Below are 18,228 nucleotides of genomic sequence, written 5' to 3'. Positions count from 1 at the left end.
GCCATGTTGCGAGCGCGGCCATAGGCCGCGCTTGGGTCCGTTCGGCTTACTTGAGCTTGATCTCGCGCAGGCGCTCTTCCAGGAACCCGTGTGCGGTGATCGGTTCGGGATAGCGACTGGGGTTGTCGGCGCTGATGCAGGACGGCAACACGTCGATCAGGAAATCCGGGTTCGGGTGCAGGAAGAACGGCACCGAATAGCGCGGCTTGCGCGCTTCCTCTCCCGGCGGATTGACCACGCGGTGGATGGTGGACGGGTACACATGGTTAGTCAGGCGCTGCAGCATGTCGCCGATATTGACCACGATGGTGTCGGCGTCCGCAGTGAACGGCACCCACTCGCCTTCGTTGGAACGCACTTCCAGGCCGGCGGCGCTGGCGCCCACCAGCAAGGTGATGAAATTGATGTCGCCGTGCGCACCGGCGCGTACATTCGGGATGTCGTCGCTGGTGATCGGCGGGTAATGGATCGGGCGCAGGATCGAATTGCCGTGGTCGGTCTTGTCGGCGAAGTAGTCCTGCGGCAGGCCGATGTGCAGCGCCAGCGCCGACAACACGCGCGAGCCCAACTGATCCAGCTGCTGATACAGGTGGTAGCCACGCTCGCGGAAGCCCGGCACTTCGGTCGGCCACAGATTGGGCGCCATCACCGCGCGGTACGGCGAATCGTCCGGGATCTCGCGGCCGATGTGCCAGAACTCCTTCAGATCGAAATGCTTGGAGTCCTTGGCGGTTTCCACACCGAACGCCGTATAGCCGCGCGCGCCGCCACTGCCGGGCACGTGGTAGCTGCGCTTGACCTCGTCGGGCAGCGCGAAAAATGCCTTGAACACCTCATAGGCGGCGTCGATGTCGGACTGCGCAATGCCGTGATTGCGGATGCCGGCAAAGCCCCATTGCCGATAGGCGCCACCGAGCTCGGCGACAAAGGCCTCGCGGTCGCTGTCGAAACGGGTGATGTCCAGGGTGGGGATGCGCGCGCTCATACGGATGTCTTGCTCAAGGATGAAAGAAGGCCTGCCGCTCAGGACAGCAGGCGATACAGCACATAAAACGTCGCGGCCTTGGCGAAGACCACGCAGACGCCGATGATCAGCGACTCACGCCGCGTCACGCACCGCTCCGGCGAGGCGATCGAGCGTGTCCTGCATCAACTCCGCTTCGTCGGCCTCCACAGTCACGCGCACCACCGGCTCGGTGCCGGACGGGCGCAGGAAGGCGCGGCCACGCCCCTGCACCGCCGCCTGCGCTTGCTGCAGCGCCTGCTGCACGCTGGCGGCTTCCACAATGGCCTTGGCTGCACCGCCGCCCAGACGCACGTTGACGGTCTGCTGCGGCACCTTGCTCAGGCTGCTCAGCGCCTCACGCAGGCTGTGCCCGTCGCGTCCCAGCGCTTCGAGCACCTGCAAGGCGCTGACGATGCCATCACCGGTGGTGGCCCGGTCCAGACACAGCAGGTGGCCGGAGGTTTCGCCGCCGAGGGTGCCGCCGCTCTCGACCAGGGCCTGGTGCACGTAGCGGTCGCCGACCTTGGCGCGCTGGAACGGGATCTGCAACGCCGCCAGGGCTTTCTCCAGCCCGTAATTGGTCATCAAGGTGCCGACCACCGTGCCGGTGAGCCGGCCGCTGGCCTGCCACGAGCGCGCGAGCACGTACAGCAGATCGTCGCCATCGACCGGGTTGCCCTGGTCGTCGGCCATCAGCACGCGGTCGCCGTCGCCATCGAAGGCGATGCCCAACTGCGCGCCGGTCTCGCGCACCTTGGCAGCGAGATTGTCGATATGCGTGGAACCAACACCGTCGTTGATATTGAGCCCGTCCGGCGCCGCACCGATCACCACCACCTCGGCGCCGAGCTCGCGGAACAGCATCGGCGCGATGTGGTACGTGGCGCCGTGCGCGCAGTCGAGCACCATCTTCAACCCATGCAGGGTGAAGCCACGCGGGACGCTGGCCTTGCAGAATTCGATGTAGCGGCCGATCGCATCGCGGGTGCGGATCGCCTTGCCCAGGCGCTCGGATTCCACGGTGTGGAATGGCGCATCCAGGGCCGCTTCGATGGCCGCTTCGGTGGCGTCATCGAGCTTCTCGCCCTCGGCGGAAAAGAACTTGATGCCGTTGTCGTAATGCGGGTTGTGCGATGCGCTGATCACCACACCAGCATCCGCGCGCAAGGTGCTGGTCAAAAACGCAATGGCCGGAGTCGGCATCGGCCCGATCAGCTGCACGTCGGCACCGGCGGCCACCAGGCCGGCTTCCAGCGCTGCTTCGAACATGTAGCCGGAAATGCGGGTGTCCTTGCCGATCAGCACCAACGGGCGCTTGCTGCGCCCAGCGGTAAGCACACGCCCAAGCGCATTGCCCAGGCGCAGCACGAAATCGGCAGAGATCACGCCCTGCCCGACCCGACCGCGGATGCCGTCGGTGCCGAAATACTTACGACTGCTCATGCGGCGTCTGCGTCCTGCGGATGCGGCTGACGCATCATCATGGTGGTCAGCTCGGCGATGCGGTCGCGCATGTCGCGGCGGTCGCAGATCTGGTCGATGGCGCCATGGTCGAGCAGGAACTCCGAGCGCTGGAAACCTTCGGGCAGCGTCTCGCGCACGGTCTGCTCGATCACGCGCGGGCCGGCGAAACCGATCAGCGCATGCGGTTCGGCGATGTTGATATCGCCCAGCATCGCGAACGAGGCCGACACGCCACCGGTGGTGGGATGGGTCAGCACCGAGATATACGGCAGGCCGGCTTCGCGCAGGCGGCCCAGCGCCGCGGAGGTCTTGGCCATCTGCATCAGCGAAAACAGGCCTTCCTGCATGCGCGCGCCGCCACTTGCAGAGAAACACACAAACGGGCAGCCCACTTCCAGCGCCACTTCGGCCGCACGCGCAAAGCGCTCGCCGACCACCGAGCCCATCGAGCCGCCCATGAAGGCGAAATCGAACGCGGCAGCCACCAGCGGGTTGCCCTTGAGCATGCCGCGCATGGCGATCAGGGCGTCGTATTCGCCGCTGCTCTTCTGGCTGGCCTTGATGCGCTCGCCGTACTTTTTCTGATCCTTGAACTTGAGCACGTCCACCGGGCCCAGCTGGGCCGCGATTTCGGTGGGTGGGCTGTCCACGTCGAACAGCGCGGCCAGACGGGCGCGGGCGCGGATCGCCATGTGGTGGTCACACTTCGGACACACCTCCAGGTTCTCCTCAAGCTCCGGGCCGTATAGCGCGCTGCCGCAGTTGCTGCACTTCTCCCACAGGCCCTCGGGGACGCTGCGCTTCTTGGCGGGGGTGTTCTCGGTGCGGATGCCGGAAGGCATCAATTTGCTGAGCCAGCTCATGCGTGTATGACAATCCATGCAAGGCGGCCGTGCAGGCCGCAGAGGGGCGACAGTCTATCCCAGCGCCCCATGGCGGTGCAGTGGGCGGCCGCGCTAGGTGGCGCCGAGAGGCCTGAGCCAAAGCGCCAAGCGACCATGCGGGAACGTATTGCCTGCATGATCGCCGCCGTTGGGTACCTGCATATGCCACCGGCACGCGACCGGCAGCGGCGCCTCAGCCGGCGTCCAGCGCCTGCCGCAGCGGCTGCAGGAAGTCTTCGGCCCGCTCACGCGCGCTGCGCACATCCGACGCGTCGGCCAGGGCCGCCACCAGCGCGCTGCCGACGACCACGCCGTCCGCATCCACCGCCATCGCGGCAGCACTGGCGGCGTCCTTGATGCCGAAGCCGGCCACCACGGGTGCGCCGGCACGGGCGCGCAGCTGGCGCAGGCGGTCGCTGGCCGCGTGCGTGTCCAGCCGGTCGGCCGCGCCAGTCACGCCAGAGAAGCTGACGTAATACAAATAGCCCTGCGCAGTGCTGCACAGCATGTCCAGCCGGGCCTCGCCGGTGGTGGGCGACGCCAAGGCGATCAGCGCCAGACCGACCTCGGTGAAGATGGCGCGGGTCTCGTCGGCCTCCTCGGGCGGCAGGTCGACCAGCAGCACGCCATCGATGCCGGCGGCCACCGCGGTTTCGGCAAAGCGCCGCGTGCCGTGGATTTCGATCGGGTTGAGGTAGCCCATCAGTACCACCGGGGTGGTGGCGTCCTCGCGCCGGAATTCCTGCACGGCTTCGATCACATAGGCCAGCCCGGCACCGCGGCCCAGCGCGCGCTCGGAGCTGCGCTGGATGGTGGGGCCGTCGGCCATCGGGTCGGAGAACGGCACGCCGAGCTCGATGATGTTCGCACCAGCGCGCACCAGGGCATGCATCACCGGCACGGTGGCTTCCAATGAGGGGTCGCCGGCGGTGATGAAGGGAATCAGCGCCTTGCGGCCGGAGTGACGCAGCGCGTCGAAGCACGCAGCGATACGGTCGGGCGCGCGGCTCATGCGCATCCCTCCACCAGTTGCACGGCGTCCCAGCTTCCCCAGTACATCGATGTCACGCTGCCTTCTCCAGTTTCGTAGCGAACGGCGAGCCCACGCGCGGGGTCATGCCATGTCAGATAAAGATCCTTGCCGTCGTCACCGCCATAGTGATGCGGCTCGACGCCATAGCCGGCCGGCAGGCGTGCACGCACGCTGGCCTCGCTGTCGCCGATGCGAACGCCGAAGGGGCCCACGACCCCGGCATCGGTGACGTCGAAGCGGACAACGCGCCCGTCCTCGACCATCATCGCCACGCCCGCGGGCAGCAGCCCTGCTTCCACGTAGTCGCACTGTCCGATCGGGCCGGCATTCATCGGCTTCCAGGCGGCCCGCGGCGCCAGCTCGGCGAAGCGCTCGCCAACCCGCACCGCGCCGCTGCGATCCAGCGCGAGCGCCGATGCCGCGGCCGCCGCCAGTGCAGACAGGCACAGCAGCGCCATGCCACCGCCGAGGTTGCGCGCGTGCGCTGCGATCACAGCACCATGCCTTCGCGTGCGGCGATGGTGTGCACGTCCTTGTCGCCACGGCCGGACAGGTTGCACAGCACCAGCGCGTCCTTGGGCATTTCGCGCGCAAGCTTGATCGACTGCGCGACCGCATGGCTGGATTCCAGCGCGGCCAGGATGCCTTCGGTATGCGCCAGCAAGTGGAACGCGGCCAGCGCTTCGTCGTCGGTGATGCCTTGGTACACGGCACGGCCGCTGTCGGAGAGGAAGGCATGCTCCGGCCCCACGCCTGGGTAGTCCAGGCCCGCCGAGACCGAATGGGTCTCGATGATCTGGCCGTCGTCATCGCAGATCACATACGTGCGATTGCCGTGCAGCACGCCGGGGCGCCCGGCGGCGATCGATGCCGCATGGCGGCCGCTGGCAATGCCATCACCCGCCGCTTCGGCGCCGTAGATCTTGACGCCGGGGTCGTTCAAGAACGCATGGAACAAACCGATGGCGTTGCTGCCGCCGCCCACGCAGGCGCTGATCGCATCCGGCAGGCGGCCGTAGTCTTCCAGCATCTGCGCACGCGCTTCGCGGCCGACGATGGCGTTGAAATCGCGCACCATGCGCGGATACGGATCCGGGCCGGCGACGGTGCCGATGATGTAGAAGGTGTCCTGCACGTTGCTGACCCAGTCGCGCATCGCTTCATTCAGCGCGTCCTTGAGCGTGGCCGAGCCCGAGGTGACTGGGATGACCTTCGCACCGAGCAACTGCATGCGGTAGACGTTGATCTTCTGCCGTTCGATGTCGGTCGCGCCCATGTAGACCACGCATTCCAGGCCCAGCCGCGCCGCGACGGTGGCACTGGCCACGCCATGCTGGCCGGCGCCGGTCTCGGCAATGATGCGGGTCTTGCCCATGCGGCTGGCCAGCAGCGCCTGGCCGATGGTGTTGTTGATCTTGTGCGCGCCGGTGTGGTTCAGGTCTTCGCGCTTGAGCAGGATCTGCGCCCCGCCCACTTCGCGGCTCAGCCGCTCGGCGTGGTAGATCGGGCTGGGGCGGCCGACGTAATGTTTGAGATCCTTGTCGTACTCGGCAATGAAGGCCGGATCCTGGCGCGCCAGATCGTAGGCGGCAGACAGTTCCTGCAGGGGCGCGATCAAGGTTTCCGCGACGAAGCGCCCGCCAAACTTGCCGAAATGGCCGGCGGCATCCGGGTACGCATGAAAGTCACTGATGGGCTGGGCCGACATGGGAGCTATTCCTCCGCAACACTGCGGAAATACGGGAAAGACGCACTCTAACGCAGGCGACGTAGCGGATAAATCGATAAGATCGCCGCAACCTGTGACCTGTACTCACATATGCCCACCTCCCTGCCCCCGCTTGCTGCCTTGCGCGCCTTTGAGGCCGCGGCGCGCCTGCAAAGTGTCAGCCGCGCCGCCGACGCCCTGCACGTGACCCACGGTGCCATCAGCCGGCATGTGCGTTCTCTGGAACAGCTATTGGGCACCGCCCTGTTTACCCGCCAGGGCCGCGGGCTGGTGCTGACCGCCGCCGGCACGCGCCTGCGCGATGCCACCAGCGAGGGCTTTGCGCTGATCGCCGACACCTGGGCGGACCTGGCCAGCCCGCGCAACGAGGCGCCGTTGGTGCTGGGCTGCTCCGGCAGCCTGCTGGCGCGCTGGGTGATTCCGCGGCTGGGCCGGCTGCAGCGCGATCTGCCCGATCTGCGCGTGCATCTGTCGGCAAACGAGCAACCGCCCGGGCCGGACCTGGACGGCCTGGACGCCGCGCTGCTGCTCGACACCCCGCCCTGGCCGGGCGACCGGCAGGTGCACGAGCTGGGCGTGGAGTGGATCGGGCCGGTGCTCAGCCCGCAAAGCCCGCTGGCGACCCAGCTGGCCGGGCAGCCGCCGCACGCACTGCTGGCGCACCCGCTGCTGCATACCCGTTCACGCCCGCAAGCCTGGCCGGACTGGGCGCAGGCGCATGGCATCCCGGCCGACAGCTTGCGCTTCGGCACTGAGTTCGAGCATCTGATGTATCTGCTGGAAGCCGCTGCGGCCGGACTGGGCGTGGCGATCGCGCCGCAATCGCTGGTCGCCGCCGACCTGGCGGCCGGGCGGCTGGTGGCGCCGTGGGGCTTTACCCCGACCCGGGGCCGCTGGGGCCTGTGCGCGGCGCGGCGCAATCCCGATCCGCGGATCGCACAGCTTGCCGGCTGGTTGCGCGGCGAGCTTGCGGCGGATCAGCCCTGATCAGAGGCGAGGCGCTACATTGAGCAGCGGCGTCTTCGCGCTACCACGCATGAAAAAAGCCCCGGAAACCGGAGCCTTGAAGAGTTCTCAGCTGCCCGAAGCGTCTGATGACGCTCCGGGTTTATTGCGCGACGTGCCTGTGCAGGTCACTTCGCCAACGCCTGCATCTGATCTGGCGAACGTCGGCATCAGCGCGGCACAACCATGGGCTCATACCGCAGCACACTGCAGCGCGCTCAAGAGACCACCGTTACGACATCTCGTGACAGTCGGCGCGGCGCACTTCTTCGACGAACTTGCGCATCTTGTGGCCGTCCTTGATGCCCGGCGCAAGCTCCACGCCGCTGGACACGTCCACGCCCCACGGCAGGGTCGCCACGATCGCGTCGAAGACGTTGTCGGCGGTGATGCCGCCAGCCAGCAGGAACGGGCGATGCAGGCCGGTGGGCAGGCGCGACCAGTCGAAGGTCTTGCCGGTCCCGCCGCCCTCGCCCGGCGCATGGCTGTCGAACAGGAAGCCGGCCGTATTGGGATAGGCGAGCTGCAGGGTCCGCGCGTTGGCGTCTTCGCCATTCACGCCGGAAGCGCCCATCGGCACCGCCTTGAGATACGGCAGATTGAAGCTGCGGCAGAAGGCGTCGTCTTCTTCGCCATGGAACTGCAGCAAGGTGGGACGCACGGTGCGCACCACTTCGCGCACTTCTTCCTTGGAGTTGTTGCGGAACAACGCCACCACATCGACCATCGGCGCGGTGGCCTGGCGCATGGCGCGCGCCTCGGCCGGGGCCACGCGGCGCGGGCTGCCATGGGCGAAGATGAAACCCACCGCGTCCACACCCAGCTCGCCGGCGAGCCGGATGTCGCCGGCGCGGGTCATGCCACAGAACTTGATGCGGGTGCGGTACAGCGATCGATTCATTGGGTCACCTCGGCGGGCAGATGCCACTCTGCGGGATACAGCGGCCCGATGAACACCAGGCCTTGCGGCGGTGCCGTCGGGCCGGCCACAGTGCGGTCGCGTCCGGCGAGCAATGTCGCGATCCAGTCGATCGGCTGTTCACCGGTCCCGACCAAAATCAGCGAGCCAACAATATTCCGCACCATGTGATGAAGGAATGCATTGGCCTGCACCTGCACCTCCACCACCTCGCCCAGCCGCTGCACGGTGATGGCCTGCAGATTGCGCCGCGCATGCAGGGCCTGGCATTGCACGCTGCGAAATGCGCCGAAGTCGTTCTCGCCCAGCAATGCCTGCGCGGCGGTGTGCATGGCCTGCGCATCCAGCGGCCGGCGCTCCCAGCTCAGGGTCTGCCGGTACAGCGCCGGGCGGATCTGCCGGTTGAGCAGGCGATAGCGGTAGCGCCGCGCCCGCGCGGAAAACCGCGCATGGAAGTCCTCGGCTGCCGGCACGCACCAGCGCACCGCCACCGAGGGCGGCAGCCGCGCGGTGGTGCCCAGCATCCAGCCGCGCGGTTCGCGGCGGGCATCGCTGTCGAAATGCACCACCTGGCATTCGCCATGCACGCCGGCATCGGTGCGGCCGGCACAGACCACCTGGATCGGCGCATCGGCCACCGACGACAATGCCGCCTGCAGGGTTGCCTGCACACTTGGCCCGCCGTGCTCGCCCAGTTGCTGCCAGCCCTGGAACTCGCTGCCGTCATATTCCACGCCCAGCGCGTAACGCATCAGTGTCTGCCTCTTGGGATACCGGTCATGCGCAGCCGACTAGACGGTGCGCTCGGACCACACGGCCAGCGTGGTGCCGCCGGGCTCGCGAAAATGAAACCGGCTGCCACCGGGAAAGCCGAAGACCGGCTTGACGATCTGCCCACCGGCGGCGACCACCTGCTCCAGCACCGGGGCCAGGTCATCGGCATACAGCACCACCAACGGGCCGGTGTCGGCGGGTGCCGCCGCGGCTGCGCGATAGAAGCCGCCATCCAGCCGGCCATCGTTGAAGGCCAGATAGTCCGGGCCATAGGCCTGGAACTGCCAGCCGAACACCTGCGCAAAGAACGCGCGGCTGGCCTCCAGGTCGGCGGAGGCGAACTCGATGTAATCGATGCGGCGTTCGCGTGCACCAAGCGTGTCCATGGCCGGGCTCATGCCAGACGGTCGAGCAGGTCGGCCGCTTCGGCACGGGTGGCCGCATCGCCGGTGGCGGCGACTTCCAGCAACAGCCCGCGTGCGGTGTCCTTGTCGCCCAGGTCCATGTAGGCCACCGCCAGCTCGAGACGGTCGCGGCCGGCCGAGGCGAATTCGCGCGGCGGAGCAGCACTGAACGTCTCGGCATGCGGCGCGTCGGCAACCGGCGCCGGCGCCGGCGGGGCTGGGTCGAAGTTCAAGCTGTCCTGCTGCGTGGCTGGTGAATGCGGTGCGTGTGCGGCAGTCATTGGCGCTGGTGCGGGTTCGTCGCGTGCAGGCTCCGCTGCCGGGGCAGGTCTGGCGTCGGCCAGATCGCCTGACGGCGCGGCAGGCGTCGCGCGCAAGGCGCGCCAATCGTCACTGGACACCACCGGGGCAGCTGCGTGCGGCACCGGCTCGGCCAGCTGCGGTTCGCGCCGCAGCACGTCCGACAGCGGCGGCTGCGTGCCACCGGGGCGTTCGTCTTCGTGGAGATCAATTTGCTCGAACTCGGTCTCCTGCACCACGTCACGCTCGCTGGGCACGGTGGCGGCGGCGTCCGCATCCGGCTGGGCCGCAGCGGCCGCAGCGCCAGGCGGAATGAAATCGAAATTGCGGCGCGGCAACGGCGGCAGCGGCGATGGCTTGCGGCGGCGTGCGGCCAGCCAGGCCACCACCGCGGCCACGATCAACACCAGCCCGCCGATCAACCACAGCGGGAATCCGCCGCCCTGCGCGGATGCCGCCGGGGTTTCGGCCAGGCGCCGCTGGGCGGCGGCCAGGTCGGTGTCCTTCATGGCGATCAACGCCTGTTGCTGCTGCTTGAGCTTTTCCAGGTCGGCCACGCGGGTGCGCAGCTCCTGCAGCTCGGCATCGCGGGTGGCGATGTCTTCCTTGGCCTGTTGCAACTGTTCGTTGGCCGCCATCTCGCCCTCGCCTTCGCCACTGGTGCCGGACGTGGTGCCGGCCTTGTTGGTATCCGCCGCCACTGCGGGGGCGATCTCAAGCCGCGCGCCACCGGCGGCGCCTGCAGCGGCGGCCGCCGCCGGCGCGGGGCTGGCGGCCGGAGTGGTGCCCGCCTCGGCCGGTTGCGGCATGGGCGCACGCGCCTGCCGCCACTGCGTGGCCTGTTCGCGCACCAGCGCCGCGGCCTCGGCGGCACCCACTTCGGCCAGCGCGTCCTGCTGCGGCGTGCGCAACACCGCGCCCTGCTTGAGCCGGTTGATGTTGCCGTTGATGAAGGCATCGGGATTGGTGCGCAACAACGCCAGCATGGTCTGGTCCAGCGAATGCCCGCTGGAACGCGCCACCCCGGCAGCGATCTCCGACAAGGTCTGGCCCGGGCGCACGGCCGGCAGCTGGTCGCCCGCTGCGCTGGCTGATGCTGCCGGCGCAGCGGCAGCAGGCCGTGCGGCCGGCCTTTCCACTGCACTGTCCTGGCGACTTGGTCGCGCGCCGGATGCCGCGGCCGGTTCGCGCGCAATGGTGTTGCTGGCGCCGGCTCGCGGCGCCTCGATGCCCGGCTCGGCAATCGCCGCTGCGGTATTGGGCGCATCGACCAGCGCCGAATACTCGCGCACCAGGCGGCCCTGGCCCCACTCCACTTCGATCAGGAAGTTGATGGCCGGCTGATCGACCGCCTGCGTGCTGGTCACGCGAATCACCGCGCGGCCGCGGGCGTCCTGCGCAAACTGGAACTGCAGGTTGCTGACCAGGCCTTGCGGCCGCTCCAGGCCGACCCGCGCAAAAATGGTTGGCGATGCCAGCGCCACACGCGCGTTGTCGAGCTCGCCGGGCTCGTTGGAGATGACCGGGATCTCGGCCACCAACGGCTGCCCGGGCTTGGACAACACCCGGATATCGCCCAACCCCAACGCCATGGCCGCACCACTGCATAACGCCAGCAGCAGCGCGCCCACCCCTTGTATCGGGCGCATCGCGCCCCGGCCCCTATGTTTCATGCGCATCAATATAGCCGCTGAATGAGCGAAAGAGTCGGCTTCATCATGCGGAGTGCGTGCGCTGGCGTAATGCCGCAACGCGCCATGCGTGCAGGCGCACCGGTGTGGCCATGAACGCGCTGGCAGGAGCAGATGCAAATTTGCACGCGGATGGCAACGGCGGTGCGTTGCAAGCCCGCTGCGCTGGCGCGTTGTCCAAGGATCGTCGCGACCAAGCCGTTGGTCGACGAGGCAAGGGACAAAGGTAGGAGCGCACTTGTGCGCGATGGGGCGTTACCGGGCAAGCCGCATCGCGCGCAAGCGCGCTCCTACGCCGCTGAGCGCTCAGGCCTTGCTGCGCACGGCGCGGTGGCAGACGGCACGGCGAGGCCCGCACCCGGCATCAACACGAATGAACGTAGGAGCGCACTTGTGCGCGATGGGCGTTACCGGGCAAGCCTCATCGCGCGCGAGCGCGCTCCTACGCCGCTGAGCGCTCACGCCTTGCCGCGCACTGCGCCGGCGCAGGCGTCACGGCGAGGCCCGCACCCGGCATCAACACGAATGAACGTAGGAGCGCACTTGTGCGCGATGGGGCGTTACCGGGAAAGCCTCATCGCGCGCGAGCGCGCTCCTACGACGCTGAGCGCTCAGGCCTTGCCGCGCACTGCGCCGGCGCAGGCGTTACGGCGAGGTCCACACCCGGCATCGACACGAATGAACGTAGGAGCGCACTTGTGCGCGATGGGCGTTACCGGTCAAGCCCCATCGCGCGCGAGCGCGCTCCTACGGCGCTGCAGGCTCAGCCTTCCTGTGCGACCAATTCGGCCAGCTGCACGGCATTGAGTGCGGCGCCCTTGCGGATATTGTCGGAGACGATCCACAGATTCAGGCCGCGCGGGTGCGAGAGATCCTCGCGGATGCGGCCAACGAACACCGCGTCCTGGCCGGAGGCATGCGTCACCGGGGTCGGGTAGCCGGCGGCCTTGTGCTCGTCCACCACTTCCACGCCCGGCGAGGCTGCCAGCAAGGCGCGCGCTTCGGCCACGGTGATCTTCTCGCGGGTCTCGATGGCCACCGCTTCCGAATGCCCGTAGAACACCGGCACGCGCACCGCAGTGGGATTCACCTGGATGTTTTCGTCGCCGAGGATCTTGCGGGTCTCCCAGACCAGCTTCATCTCTTCCTTGGTGTAACCGTTGTCCTGGAAATCGTCGATGTGCGGGATCAGGTTGAAGGCGATCTGCACCGGGAAGCGCTGCGGGTCGATCTGCTGGAAGCTCAGCAATTCGCTGGTCTGCTTGCCCAGCTCCTCCATCGCCGAACGGCCGCCACCGGACACCGACTGATAGGTTGCCACGTTGATACGCTCGATGCCGTACTTGCGGTGGATCGGGCCCAGCGCCACCAGCATCTGCATGGTCGAGCAATTGGGGTTGGCAATGATGCCGCGCGGGCGCTGCTTCAGCGCTTCGGGGTTGACCTCGGACACCACCAGCGGCACATCGTCGTCGTAGCGGAACGCCGAGGAATTATCGATCACCACCGCACCGGCCGCAGCGAACTTGGGGCCGTATTCCTTGGAGACACTGCCGCCTGCGGAAAACAGCGCAATATCCACGCCGGTGGGGTCGAAGTCGGCCAGGTCCAGCACGTCGACCTTGCCGCCGTTGAACTCGACCTGCCCGCCCGCCGAGCGCGCCGACGCCAGTGCGTACAAGGTGGCGACCGGAAACTGACGTTCGGCCAGGATGCTCAACATGGTTTCGCCGACAGCGCCGGTGGCGCCCACGACGGCGACGTTGAAACGACGGGTTTCGTTGCTCATGAGAATGTCTTTATCGAAAGGGGAAAGAAAGGGAGCACTGCGGGCTGGGTTCGGGGAACCTCCAAAGCTGGCCGCGGAGGTTCCCTATCGTTTGGTCGTAGCGGTTTTGGTTGCGCCCACGATCGCGCCACCACGTTTGGCAGCCGCCACGGCGTCGGCGTTGAGTGCGCTCGGCGGATGCCCGGCGTTGGCGCCCACGTCCAGCGCGGCGATCAGGTTGTCCACCGCCAGCTGCACCATCGCGCGGCGCGTGGCCAGGCTGGCACTGCCGATATGCGGGGTGAGCACCACGTTGTGCAGTGCCAGCAGCTCCGGGCGCACCCGCGGCTCGCCCTCGTAGACATCGAGACCGGCACCGGCCAGGCGGCCATTGGCCAGCGCATCGGCCAGCGCGATCTCATCAACGATCCCGCCGCGCGCGATGTTCACCAGCGTGGCGGTGGGCCGCATCTTCGCCAGCGCGGCGGCATCGATGATGTGGTGCGAGGCCTGGGTGTAGGGCAGCACCAGTACCAGGTGATCGGCCTGCGCCAGCAAGGTATCGAGGTCGACATACTGCGCACCCACCGCCTGTTCGGTCTCGGCCGGCAGCTGGCTGCGGTTGTGGTACAGCACGCGCATGCCGAAGCCATGCGCGCCGCGCCGGGCGATGCCCTGCCCGATCCGGCCCATGCCCAGGATGCCCAGCGTGCTGCCATGGATATCGGCGCCGAGCATGGTCTTGAACGACCACTGCCCCCACTGCCCGTCGCGCAGCCAGCGTTCGGCTTCGGTGACGCGGCGGGCGGTGGCCATCAGCAGGGCAAACCCCAGGTCGGCGGTGGTTTCGCTCAACACATCCGGTGTGTTGCTGGCCAGGATGCCCGCCGCGCTCAGCGCATCGATGTCGAGATTGTTGTAACCCACCCCGACATTGGCGACGGCGCGCAGCTGCGGTGCTGCGGCGATTTCCGCTGCACCGATGCGCTCGTTGAGCGTGACCAGCGCGCCATCCAGCGGGGCCAGCCGCGCGGCCAGGTCGGCCGACGAATACGCCGTGACCTGCGTGGTGGTGACCAGTTCGAAATGCGCGCCCAGCTGTTCGACCACATCGTCGAACAACGGCTGGCTGACCCAGACCTTGGGGCGCGCGGTCTCAGACATCGGCCTGACCGGGAATCAGCGGCGACACCTCGCCCACGTCGCCGCATTGGGCGCGATGGCGCAAGGCCTGGTCCATCAACACCAGCGCCATCATGGCCTCGGCGATCGGCGTGGCACGGATGCCCACGCACGGGTCGTGGCGCCCGGTGGTGATGACATCCACCACGGCGCCGTCGGCATCCACGGTGGCGCCGGGCAGCCGCAGGCTGGAGGTCGGCTTGAGCACCATCGAGGCGGTGACCGCCTGCCCGGTGGAAATACCGCCGAGAATGCCGCCAGCGTGATTGCTGAGGAAGCCTTCCGGGGTGATCAAATCGCGGTGTTCGGTGCCCTTCTGCGCGGCACTGGCGAAGCCATCGCCAATCTCCACACCCTTGACCGCATTGATGCTCATCAGCGCCGCGGCCAGTTCGGAATCCAGCTTGCCGTAGATCGGCTCGCCCCATCCCGGCGGCACGCCACCGGCCACCACGTCCACGCGCGCACCGACCGAGTCACCGGACTTGCGCAGCGCATCCATATAGGTTTCCAGCTCCGGCACCTGCGCCGCATGCGGCCAGAAGAACGGGTTGTCTTCCACCGCATCCCAATCAAACCCGCTCGGGCGGATCTCGCCCAACTGCGACAGGAAACCGCGCACCAGCACGCCGTAGCGCTGCTTGAGCCACTTTTTGGCGATCACGCCGGCGGCCACGCGCATGGTAGTTTCGCGCGCGGACGAGCGCCCGCCACCACGCGGGTCGCGGATGCCGTACTTCTGCCAATAGGTGTAATCAGCATGCCCGGGGCGGAACTGCTGGGCGATGTTGGTGTAGTCCTTGCTGCGCTGATCGGTGTTGCGGATCAGCAGCCCGATCGGCGTGCCGGTGGTGCGGCCCTCGTAGACGCCGGACAGGATTTCGATCTCGTCGGCTTCGCGGCGCGCGGAAGTGTGCCGGCTCTTGCCGGTGGCACGTCGCTGCAGGTCGTGGGTGAACTCTTCCGGCGCGATCTCCAGGCCGGGAGGGCAACCGTCGATGATGCAGCCGATCGCCGGCCCATGTGATTCGCCGAAGGTGGTGACCGTGAACAAGCGGCCAAAACTGTTACTGCCCATGACGGCATCCTTTCAACATCTCTGCAGGCTGCCGCGCGTGCAGCATGCGCGGCAGGTGACGTGCGGCGACCAGCAGTGGCGCCACTGCCAGCACACCACTTGCCACGAGCAGGAACACGCTCAGCCGGGCATGGCCGCTGAGCAACCAGTTGGCCAGCAAATGCACCGCCACGCCGATTCCGACCAGCAGGCCAAAGGCCACGATCCAGCTGCGGCGCCGATGCGCACGTAATGTGGCATCCGAGCTGGTGATCACGACCCAGGCACAGACGAGTCCGAAAAATGCCATGGACCCGAAGGTGATTTCTGCAGCGGCACTGGCCCAGCGCTGAAGTGCCGGGCCGCCGTACATCGGGTCGAACAACCGAAACACCACATCGAGCAGTCCGAACGGAATGCACATGCCGAGCACGGACACCGGCACCAGCAGCACGACATCGCTCAGATGTGGCCGGTGCGTGCGTGCCTCAGCGCGCACTGGCCAGCTCGGTGATGCGCGCGCTGTGTGCGATCAACTCGCGGCATTCGACCGCGAAGATGCCCATCTGGCCGACCTTGAACTCGACCCAGGCGAAATCCACTTCCGGCAGCAGCTTGATCAGGTGCTGCTCGGACTCGCCCACTTCACAGATCAGCAGGCCGTCTTCGCTGAGGTGCTGCGGCGCATCGCGCAGGATCTTCAGCACCAGGTCCAGGCCATCGTCGCCCGCACGCAGGCCGAGTTCCGGCTCATAGGAATATTCCTGCGGCAGCGCGTCGGTTTCGTCGTTGGTGACATACGGCGGGTTGGTCACGATCAGGTCGTACTGCCGCCCGGCCAGGCCGGTGAACAGATCGGATTTGAGCAGGCTGACGTTGTCGGCATGCAGGCGCGTCTTGTTCTCGGCGGCCAGCGCCAGCGCGTCATCGCTGATGTCCACGCCGTCCACGTCCCAATGCGGGTTGTAGTGGCCCATCGCGATGGCGATGCAGCCGGAGCCGGTGCACAGGTCCAGCGCGCGGGTCACTTCGCGGCCGCCCAGCCAGGGCTCGAAACCAGCTTCGATCAGTTCGGCGATCGGCGAACGCGGCACCAGTGCGCGCGCATCGCTCTTGAAACTCAGCCCGGCAAACCAGGCCTCGCCGGTGAGATATGCCGCCGGCACGCGCTCGTCGACGCGGCGCTGGAACAGTGCCAGCACGCGCTCCTTTTCTGCGCGCAGCAGGCGTGCCTGGCCGTAGGCCGGGCCCAGATCGTGCGGCAGGTGCAGGCTGTGCAGGACCAGCTGCGTGGCTTCGTCCAGCGCGTTGTCGTAGCTGTGGCCGAAGGTGAGACCGGCCTCGTTGAAACGGCTGGTGCCGTAGCGGATCAGGTCGATGATGGTGTGCAGTTCGTCGGCCGCGGCGGCAGTCATGGCAACAACTAAGAAGTGTTCGGCCCCCGATTATAGAGGTCGGATCGGTATCATGAGCGTCCGTTGCACTGGAAACCGCCATGTTCAATCGCAATACCGGCATCGTGCTGCTGGTGGCGCTGGCCGCCGGGCTGGGCCTGTTGCTGGGCCAGAAGTTCCTTGGCGGCACCCCGCGCTCGCCCTGGCCGCCCACCCAGACCATCACCTTCTACCCACAGCCGCGCCCGCTGCCGCGGTTCAGCCTGCGCCAGTCAGATGGCACCCAGCTGGTGCCCGGCGAATTGAACGGCCATTGGACTCTGGTGTTCCTGGGCTTCACCTTCTGCCCGGATGTCTGCCCCACCACGCTGACCGATCTGGCGGTGGCCCAGCGGCAGTGGGAGAGCGTTCCCGAGAGCCTGCGCCCGCGCGTGCTGTTCGTGTCGGTGGACCCGCAGCGCGACCCGCCCGCACGCCTGGGCGAATATGCGCACGCCTTCCACAAGGACACGCTGGCGGCCACGGCCGATGAGCCGTCGCTTGAGCGATTCGCCACCGCGCTGGGGTTCGTTTTCCAGAAAGTGCCAGGCAAGAATTTCGCCCAAAACCCCAACGACTACAGCATGGATCACTCGGCCGGCATCGCCGTGCTCGATCCGCAGGGCCGGCTCGCTGGCCTGATCCGTCCGCCGCTCGACCCGAAGGCGATTGCCGCCGACCTCCAACAGCTGACCAAGGTAACCGCTCCGTGAGTCTTGTCACTTCCCTGACCTACGTGCTGCCGCATCGGCTGCTGTCCTCGCTGGCGCGCGCCCTGGCGTATTCCAAGTCGCCAGCGACCAAGCAGTGGCTGATCGACACGGTCACGCGCAAGTTTGGCGTGGATCTGAGCGAAGCCCAGGAGCCGGATCCGCGCGCCTACCCCACCTTCAATGCGTTTTTCACCCGTGCGCTGAAGCCCGGCGCGCGCGTGCCCGACGCCGACCCGCAGGCGCTGTTGATGCCGGCGGACGGGCGCATCAGCCAGCTCGGGCCGATCGAGAACGGGCGCATCTTCCAGGCCAAGGGCCAATCGTTCACGGCTGCGGAACTGCTCGGCGATGAGTCCGCCGCCGTGCCCTTCAACAATGGCCTGTTCGCCACGGTGTATCTGTCGCCGAAGGACTATCACCGCGTGCACATGCCGTGGAGCGGCACCTTGCGCGAAACCGTGCATGTGCCTGGCCGGCTTTTCAGTGTTGGCCCCGATGCAGTGCGCAACGTGCCGCGGCTGTTCGCCCGCAACGAACGCCTGGTGTGCCACTTCGATACCGACTTCGGCCCGATGGCCTCGGTGATGGTGGGCGCGCTGCTGGTGTCCGGCGTGGAAACCGTCTGGAGCGGTGTGGAGATCCCGCGCTACGGCGACCGCATCACGCGCAAGGATTACCGCGGCAAGGGGATCACGCTGGAGCGCTTTGCGGAGATGGCGCGCTTCAATTATGGATCGACGGTCATCGTCTTGCTGCCGCCGGGCGTTGCCGCGCTTGAAGGCGGGCTGGCTGCGGAATCGTCGGTGCGGCTGGGACAGGCGCTGGCACGACGCCAGGTGGCCTGACGCGCAGCGGCGCGACAGGCG

At 67.5% G+C, this 18,228-nt stretch carries 18 protein-coding genes; 3 read left to right on the top strand and 15 right to left on the bottom strand.

Features of this window, described 5'->3' with window-relative positions:
* Positions 1 to 46: 46 nt before the first annotated feature.
* From ACCQ09_RS07930 to trpB, 6 genes are all read right to left on the bottom strand, one after another.
* Positions 47 to 985, bottom strand: a complete 939-nt coding sequence (locus ACCQ09_RS07930) for an isopenicillin N synthase family dioxygenase (RefSeq protein ID WP_040941041.1) — start codon at positions 983 to 985, stop codon at positions 47 to 49.
* A 114-nt stretch (positions 986 to 1,099) separates the two neighbouring features.
* Positions 1,100 to 2,449, bottom strand: coding sequence for a phosphoglucosamine mutase (gene glmM / locus ACCQ09_RS07925; RefSeq protein ID WP_040941040.1), 1,350 nt, complete (start codon positions 2,447 to 2,449; stop codon positions 1,100 to 1,102).
* Complete coding sequence (accD, locus tag ACCQ09_RS07920) at positions 2,446 to 3,333, bottom strand: acetyl-CoA carboxylase, carboxyltransferase subunit beta (RefSeq protein WP_012437954.1); 888 nt, start codon at positions 3,331 to 3,333, stop codon at positions 2,446 to 2,448. Before accD ends, glmM begins: the two co-directional genes overlap by 4 nt.
* A 214-nt stretch (positions 3,334 to 3,547) precedes the next feature.
* Positions 3,548 to 4,366 carry a tryptophan synthase subunit alpha gene (trpA, locus tag ACCQ09_RS07915; protein ID WP_012437953.1) on the bottom strand — a complete coding sequence of 273 codons (819 nt, stop codon included), beginning with the start codon at positions 4,364 to 4,366 and terminating at the stop codon, positions 3,548 to 3,550.
* Entirely contained in the window at positions 4,363 to 4,881 is a 519-nt protein-coding gene (locus ACCQ09_RS07910) for a hypothetical protein (protein WP_012437952.1), read from the bottom strand. Before ACCQ09_RS07910 ends, trpA begins: the two co-directional genes overlap by 4 nt.
* A complete protein-coding gene (gene trpB / locus ACCQ09_RS07905; RefSeq protein ID WP_011037673.1) occupies positions 4,878 to 6,095 on the bottom strand; it encodes a tryptophan synthase subunit beta in 1,218 nt (405 codons plus the stop codon). Before trpB ends, ACCQ09_RS07910 begins: the two co-directional genes overlap by 4 nt.
* Positions 6,096 to 6,206: 111 nt before the next feature.
* Between trpB and ACCQ09_RS07900 the strand changes: the two genes are divergently transcribed.
* On the top strand, positions 6,207 to 7,103 hold the full coding sequence (locus ACCQ09_RS07900) for a LysR family transcriptional regulator (RefSeq protein ID WP_228427960.1): 897 nt from the start codon (positions 6,207 to 6,209) through the stop codon (positions 7,101 to 7,103).
* A gap of 250 nt (positions 7,104 to 7,353) precedes the next feature.
* Here ACCQ09_RS07900 and ACCQ09_RS07895 read toward each other — a convergent pair whose 3' ends face one another.
* The 9 genes from ACCQ09_RS07895 to prmB form a co-directional block, all read right to left on the bottom strand.
* On the bottom strand, positions 7,354 to 8,022 hold the full coding sequence (locus ACCQ09_RS07895; protein ID WP_011037675.1) for a phosphoribosylanthranilate isomerase: 669 nt from the start codon (positions 8,020 to 8,022) through the stop codon (positions 7,354 to 7,356).
* Positions 8,019 to 8,792, bottom strand: coding sequence for a tRNA pseudouridine(38-40) synthase TruA (truA, locus tag ACCQ09_RS07890; protein WP_011037676.1), 774 nt, complete (start codon positions 8,790 to 8,792; stop codon positions 8,019 to 8,021). Before truA ends, ACCQ09_RS07895 begins: the two co-directional genes overlap by 4 nt.
* Positions 8,793 to 8,831: 39 nt before the next feature.
* Positions 8,832 to 9,212, bottom strand: coding sequence for a VOC family protein (locus tag ACCQ09_RS07885; RefSeq protein ID WP_076036741.1), 381 nt, complete (start codon positions 9,210 to 9,212; stop codon positions 8,832 to 8,834).
* Positions 9,209 to 11,167: a motility hub landmark protein FimV gene (locus ACCQ09_RS07880; protein WP_012437950.1), complete on the bottom strand. Its 1,959-nt coding sequence runs from the start codon at positions 11,165 to 11,167 to the stop codon at positions 9,209 to 9,211. The genes ACCQ09_RS07885 and ACCQ09_RS07880 overlap by 4 nt, the downstream gene beginning before the upstream one ends.
* An 805-nt stretch (positions 11,168 to 11,972) precedes the next feature.
* A complete protein-coding gene (locus ACCQ09_RS07875; RefSeq protein WP_228427956.1) occupies positions 11,973 to 12,998 on the bottom strand; it encodes an aspartate-semialdehyde dehydrogenase in 1,026 nt (341 codons plus the stop codon).
* Positions 12,999 to 13,082: 84 nt separating this feature from the next.
* Positions 13,083 to 14,141: a 2-hydroxyacid dehydrogenase gene (locus ACCQ09_RS07870; RefSeq protein ID WP_228427954.1), complete on the bottom strand. Its 1,059-nt coding sequence runs from the start codon at positions 14,139 to 14,141 to the stop codon at positions 13,083 to 13,085.
* Positions 14,134 to 15,237 (bottom strand): chorismate synthase, encoded by a 1,104-nt coding sequence (gene aroC, locus ACCQ09_RS07865; protein ID WP_042598384.1) that lies wholly within the window; start codon positions 15,235 to 15,237, stop codon positions 14,134 to 14,136. Before aroC ends, ACCQ09_RS07870 begins: the two co-directional genes overlap by 8 nt.
* On the bottom strand, positions 15,227 to 15,715 hold the full coding sequence (locus tag ACCQ09_RS07860; protein ID WP_228427952.1) for a hypothetical protein: 489 nt from the start codon (positions 15,713 to 15,715) through the stop codon (positions 15,227 to 15,229). Before ACCQ09_RS07860 ends, aroC begins: the two co-directional genes overlap by 11 nt.
* Positions 15,705 to 16,631 carry a 50S ribosomal protein L3 N(5)-glutamine methyltransferase gene (gene prmB / locus ACCQ09_RS07855; RefSeq protein WP_014508235.1) on the bottom strand — a complete coding sequence of 309 codons (927 nt, stop codon included), beginning with the start codon at positions 16,629 to 16,631 and terminating at the stop codon, positions 15,705 to 15,707. The genes ACCQ09_RS07860 and prmB overlap by 11 nt, the downstream gene beginning before the upstream one ends.
* Before the next feature lie 80 nt (positions 16,632 to 16,711).
* On the opposite strand from prmB, the gene ACCQ09_RS07850 reads away from it, so the two are divergent.
* Positions 16,712 to 17,362 carry an SCO family protein gene (locus ACCQ09_RS07850; RefSeq protein WP_012437945.1) on the top strand — a complete coding sequence of 217 codons (651 nt, stop codon included), beginning with the start codon at positions 16,712 to 16,714 and terminating at the stop codon, positions 17,360 to 17,362.
* The gene (gene asd / locus ACCQ09_RS07845; protein WP_228427950.1) at positions 17,359 to 18,207 is read left to right on the top strand and encodes an archaetidylserine decarboxylase; all 849 of its coding nucleotides are present in this window, start codon (positions 17,359 to 17,361) and stop codon (positions 18,205 to 18,207) included. Before ACCQ09_RS07850 ends, asd begins: the two co-directional genes overlap by 4 nt.
* Positions 18,208 to 18,228 lie beyond the last annotated feature (21 nt).

It is taken from the genome of Xanthomonas sp. NCPPB 2586 (assembly GCF_041475775.2).
Taxonomy (GTDB): domain Bacteria; phylum Pseudomonadota; class Gammaproteobacteria; order Xanthomonadales; family Xanthomonadaceae; genus Xanthomonas; species Xanthomonas campestris.
This window is presented reverse-complemented; position numbering and strand designations above follow the sequence as displayed.

Excerpts from the sequence above, each read along its gene's own strand:
- ACCQ09_RS07930 (WP_040941041.1), bottom strand. The coding sequence starts at position 985 with ATGAGCGCGCGCATCCCCACCCTGGACATCACCCGTTTCGACAGCGAC.
- glmM (WP_040941040.1), bottom strand. The coding sequence starts at position 2,449 with ATGAGCAGTCGTAAGTATTTCGGCACCGACGGCATCCGCGGTCGGGTC.
- accD (WP_012437954.1), bottom strand. The coding sequence starts at position 3,333 with ATGAGCTGGCTCAGCAAATTGATGCCTTCCGGCATCCGCACCGAGAAC.
- trpA (WP_012437953.1), bottom strand. The coding sequence starts at position 4,366 with ATGAGCCGCGCGCCCGACCGTATCGCTGCGTGCTTCGACGCGCTGCGT.
- trpB (WP_011037673.1), bottom strand. The coding sequence starts at position 6,095 with ATGTCGGCCCAGCCCATCAGTGACTTTCATGCGTACCCGGATGCCGCC.
- ACCQ09_RS07900 (WP_228427960.1), top strand. The coding sequence starts at position 6,207 with ATGCCCACCTCCCTGCCCCCGCTTGCTGCCTTGCGCGCCTTTGAGGCC.
- ACCQ09_RS07895 (WP_011037675.1), bottom strand. The coding sequence starts at position 8,022 with ATGAATCGATCGCTGTACCGCACCCGCATCAAGTTCTGTGGCATGACC.
- truA (WP_011037676.1), bottom strand. The coding sequence starts at position 8,792 with ATGCGTTACGCGCTGGGCGTGGAATATGACGGCAGCGAGTTCCAGGGC.
- ACCQ09_RS07885 (WP_076036741.1), bottom strand. The coding sequence starts at position 9,212 with ATGAGCCCGGCCATGGACACGCTTGGTGCACGCGAACGCCGCATCGAT.
- ACCQ09_RS07880 (WP_012437950.1), bottom strand. The coding sequence starts at position 11,167 with ATGCGCCCGATACAAGGGGTGGGCGCGCTGCTGCTGGCGTTATGCAGT.
- ACCQ09_RS07875 (WP_228427956.1), bottom strand. The coding sequence starts at position 12,998 with ATGAGCAACGAAACCCGTCGTTTCAACGTCGCCGTCGTGGGCGCCACC.
- ACCQ09_RS07870 (WP_228427954.1), bottom strand. The coding sequence starts at position 14,141 with ATGTCTGAGACCGCGCGCCCCAAGGTCTGGGTCAGCCAGCCGTTGTTC.
- aroC (WP_042598384.1), bottom strand. The coding sequence starts at position 15,237 with ATGGGCAGTAACAGTTTTGGCCGCTTGTTCACGGTCACCACCTTCGGC.
- prmB (WP_014508235.1), bottom strand. The coding sequence starts at position 16,631 with ATGACTGCCGCCGCGGCCGACGAACTGCACACCATCATCGACCTGATC.
- ACCQ09_RS07850 (WP_012437945.1), top strand. The coding sequence starts at position 16,712 with ATGTTCAATCGCAATACCGGCATCGTGCTGCTGGTGGCGCTGGCCGCC.